This window comes from Streptomyces sp. SID3343 (assembly GCF_009865215.1).
GTDB lineage: Bacteria > Actinomycetota > Actinomycetes > Streptomycetales > Streptomycetaceae > Embleya.
In genome coordinates, this window is the sequence record NZ_WWJX01001387.1 from 1 (window position 1) to 3,883 (window position 3,883).

Consider the following 3,883-nt stretch of genomic DNA (forward strand, 5'->3'; position numbering starts at 1 on the left):
CTCGCCGGCCTCGGTCGACCCGGCGGGCCGAATCCCGAGGCCCTCGACGACGACGGGAGCGCACGATCCGGCCGACGACGTGTATCGCGGTCTTGGTGTGGCGCCCGTGCGCGCGGTCCCGACTGCGGGCTCGTGCTCGCCGCCGGTGTCTCCCGACGGGGCGCCGGCCCGCATCGAGCCGTCCGCGGGGGTGTCGCCGACGAAGGGAGGCAGCACCTGCCGAAGGATGCCCTCGGTGCACCGGCCTGCGTCCGACTCCTCGGCCGGGAGCCCGACTCCGGGCGTACAGCTGCCGTGCAGCAGGGCCAGCAACGCGACGAGCACGATCGCACAGAACACACCGAGTCGCGTTGCACCACCGCCGACCGCGCCGTGCCCCATCCTGACCTCCCTCGGCCTGCCCTTCGAGAGAACCCCCATTTTCGCCCACAGGCATTCCGGCGAGCCCGACAGCCACGCGATTTCACCCGAACCGGCGAACCGGTCCCGGTTGGGCGTGTTCGCCACCCGCAAAGGACAAAACACGAGATTCTTTCCGAATGTCGCGCAAAGCAGGTCTTTTCGGAATCACCACGCCCACCTGGTCGATCGTGGGCGTGTCGACGTCACTTCGGATCGGGACGGTGCTGCTTCTGGTCGGGCTCTGGGGGTCGGTCCTGCCTGCCGCAGAGGCCGGTGCGACGCAACCTGCGGCGCCCGCGCGGGAGTCGGCCGGCGAATCGGCCGAAGCGGCGAGGTGGGTGGAAGCGACCGAGTCGACCCGGGCGACCCGGCCGACCCGGTCGGCCGAGTCGCGGATCGTGGTGGCCGACCAGGGATCACGCTCGGTCGTCGTGCTGGCCGCCCCGGCCGGCGCCGGTTCGCGGCGCAGCGAGGCGAACTGGTCGTGGAGCGCCGACCGGGATCCCGGACTCGGAGACCTACGGCCCGCACACACCTGGACCAACCCGTCCGAGGCCAAGCGGCGGCAACTGCACGACCACGACTACCTGCTCGCCGGCGCGTCCGGCGGCCTGGCGGCCGTCGTCGCCTATCCGTCGGCACGCGTGTACTGGGCGGCCGACGTGGGTTCGGACAATCTGCACAGTCTGGAACTGCTCCCCGACGGCAACGTCGCGGTCACCGCGAGCACCGGCGGCTACCTGCGCGTCTACGCCGCGTCGCAGGGCCCGCGCGCCCGTCGCTACGTCCAGGCGTCGCTGCCCGGAGCCCACGGAGTGCACTACGATCCGGCCGGCGCACTGCTCTGGGCACTGGGCGATCGCGAACTCGTCGCCTACTCGGTGACCGGCACCGCGGCGGCGCCCACGCTCACGCGCGTGCGTACCGCCACGCTTCCCGAGACCGGCGGGCACGACCTGTCCCCCGTACTGTCCGCCCCCGGCCGTCTGTGGATCACCGGCCACGACCACGTCTGGCAGTACGACCCGGCGGCGCGCACGTTCGAGGCGGTACACCTGTCCGCCGACCCGCGCGACGAAGCAGGGGTGAAGAGCATCGGGGACGATCCCGCCACCGGCCGCATCCTCACCGTCAGACCGACGGCCGACAACCCCTGCTCGTGGTGCACCTCGACGCTGACCCTGTTCCGACCCGACGGGACCCGAACCTTGGCGAACGCCCGGCTGTACAAGGCCCGTTGGTGGACCGCCCGCCGACAGTGACCGGCGTCGGGGTCGCCGTCGAGAACACCGTCAGCGGGGCCGGTCGCCGAGCAGGTCCTCGACCTCGGCCCGCACCTCGGGGGTGTCGAGGCCGCGAATGGTCGTGGTCGTGCGGCGGCGCAGCACGTCGTCGGCGGTGACCGCCCACTCGTGGTCGCGCGCGTAGACGACCTGCGCCCAGATGTCCGGCCCGTCCGCGTGCACGCGCTCGCCGAGCGAGGGGTCCTCGCGCACCAGGGCGGCCACGTCGTAGGCCAGGTTGCCGTAGTGCGACGCGAGGTTGCGGGCCACGTCGGCGTCGATGCCGGCGTCGCCCGGTTCCTCGGTCAGCAGGCGGTGCGCGACCGCCTCCGGGTTGGCCGACCCCGGGAGCGCCACCGTGCGCAGCGGCGTGGCCATGTCGGTTTCGAGGGCCACCGCGCCGGCCTTGGCCAGCTTTTCCATCACGGTGCGGCCGATGTGGCGATAGGTGGTCCACTTGCCGCCCGCGACCGAGAGCATGCCGCCGCGGCCCTCGGAGACGACCGTCTCGCGCTTGGCCTCGCTCGTCGCGCCCGCGCCGCCGGGGAGCACGCGCAGGCCCGCGAAGGCGTACGTGATGTCCTCACGGCGTATCTGGGAGCTCTCGACGGCGTGGCCGGCCTCGTCCAGGATCTGGGTGATGTCCGCCTCGCCGGCCGAGACTTCGCCGGGGTCGCCCTCGTACGCGTCGTCGGTGGTGCCGAGCAGCAGGTGGTCCTCCCACGGAATGGCGAAGGAGACCCGGTACTTGTCGATCGGGATGGTCAACGCCGCGCGCCACGGCTTGTGTTGGCGCAGCACGAGGTGGACGCCCTTGGACAGCCGGATGCTGGGCTCGGCCGCGGGGTCCTCCATCCGGCGCAGGTGGTCCACCCACGGGCCGGTGGCGTTGAGGACCACTCGCGCGTCGACGCCGAACTCGGTGCCGTCGAGGCGGTCGCGCAGGTCCGCTCCGGTGACCCGCCCGGCGGAGTCCTTGCGCAGGCCCACCACTTCGGCGTGGTTGAGGACGACGGCGCCTTCCTCGACCGCGGCGCGCACGGTGGTGACCGCGACCCGGCTGTCGTTCATCTGGTGGTCGCCGTACACCGCGGCGCGGCGCAGTCCCTCGGTGCGCAGCGCGGGGACGAGTTCGACGGCGTTCTCGGGGCTGATCACCTTGCCCATGCCGTCGCCGAACGCCGAGAGCGCGGAGTAGAGGAAGACGCCCGCGCCGAGCTTGGCCGAGCCGTGCGGGCCGTCCTTGTACACCGGGACCAGGAAGGACAGCGGTCGCACCAGGTGCGGCGCGACGTCGCGGGCGAGCGCGCGGCGTTCGCGATGGTTTTCGGCGACGAGCTTGAGGTTGCCGGTCTGGAGGTAGCGCAGTCCGCCGTGCACGAGTTTGGAGGAGGCGGAGGACGTCGCGCCGGCGAAGTCGCCCGCGTCCACCATGGCCACCCGCAGGCCGGTCTGGGCCGCGGTCCAGGCCACGGACGTGCCGAGGATGCCGCCGCCGATGATGAGCAGGTCGTAGGTGCCGCGTTCGAGTTCGGTGCGGCTCTGGGCGCGCACGGGGACGGTGGGACCGAGGGCGGTGCTCATCACGCGCGTCTTCTTTCCACTGGGCCGTCCATGGTGCGGGCGGCGCGTTGACCGGTGCCGGCCGAGCGAGCGTCGCTGCCATCCGACGTTCGACAATGTCGACCACCATGCGACAGTTTTCATCGACCCTCGGGCCGTCGTCAAGTAGCGCGCCTTCCCCACGCTTGAACGAGCGGCTCGAACCGTACAAAACTCGCGGATAACCTCACAAAATTCTGTCGATCCGAGGCGAAGCCGCGAACCTGCGATCAGTACGGGTACGACGCGCCCAGATCACGCGAGACCGCCCGGGCGGCGTCGCGCACCGCGGCCACCAGCGTCGGGCGCGGCGCACCGTCCCGGACGATCCGCTCCACCGCGCCGCTGATGCCCACCGCACCCAGCGGATTGCCCCGTCGGTCCCGGATCGGTGCGGCGATCCCGGCCAGACCGAGCACCGATTCCTCGATGTCGCTCGCCCACCCGCGCTCGCGCACCGTGACGCATTCCGCGTCCAGCGCGACCGGGTCGGTCACCGTCCGGGCGGTGAAGCCGACCGGTTCGCTCTCGTCCAGATCCGCCCGCGCAGCGGGGTCGAACGCGACCAGTACCTTGCCCCACGCCGTCGAGTGCAG

The 3,883-nt window shown here is 72.1% G+C and carries 4 protein-coding genes; 1 reads left to right on the forward strand and 3 read right to left on the reverse strand.

Translation table 11 applies throughout. The features are described 5' to 3' along the window. A partial coding sequence (locus GT354_RS44215; protein WP_161362840.1) for a hypothetical protein occupies positions 1 to 381 on the reverse strand: 381 nt, incomplete at its 3' end. Positions 382 to 596: 215 nt separating this feature from the next. On the opposite strand from GT354_RS44215, the gene GT354_RS44220 reads away from it, so the two are divergent. Continuing rightward, the gene (locus GT354_RS44220) at positions 597 to 1,664 is read left to right on the forward strand and encodes a DUF6528 family protein (RefSeq protein WP_161362843.1); all 1,068 of its coding nucleotides are present in this window, start codon (positions 597 to 599) and stop codon (positions 1,662 to 1,664) included. A 30-nt stretch (positions 1,665 to 1,694) separates the two neighbouring features. Here the strand turns inward: GT354_RS44220 and GT354_RS44225 are convergent, their stop codons facing one another. Both GT354_RS44225 and GT354_RS44230 read right to left on the reverse strand, forming a co-directional pair. Then, positions 1,695 to 3,269: a glycerol-3-phosphate dehydrogenase/oxidase gene (locus GT354_RS44225; protein ID WP_161362846.1), complete on the reverse strand. Its 1,575-nt coding sequence runs from the start codon at positions 3,267 to 3,269 to the stop codon at positions 1,695 to 1,697. A 248-nt stretch (positions 3,270 to 3,517) separates the two neighbouring features. Further along, positions 3,518 to 3,883, reverse strand: a 366-nt coding sequence (locus tag GT354_RS44230) for an IclR family transcriptional regulator C-terminal domain-containing protein (protein ID WP_202512978.1), incomplete at its 5' end; no start/stop codon positions are given.

What these genes read in the sequence shown, in the direction of transcription:
- GT354_RS44225 (WP_161362846.1), bottom strand. Translation starts at nt 3,269, where the DNA reads ATGAGCACCGCCCTCGGTCCCACCGTCCCCGTGCGCGCCCAGAGCCGC.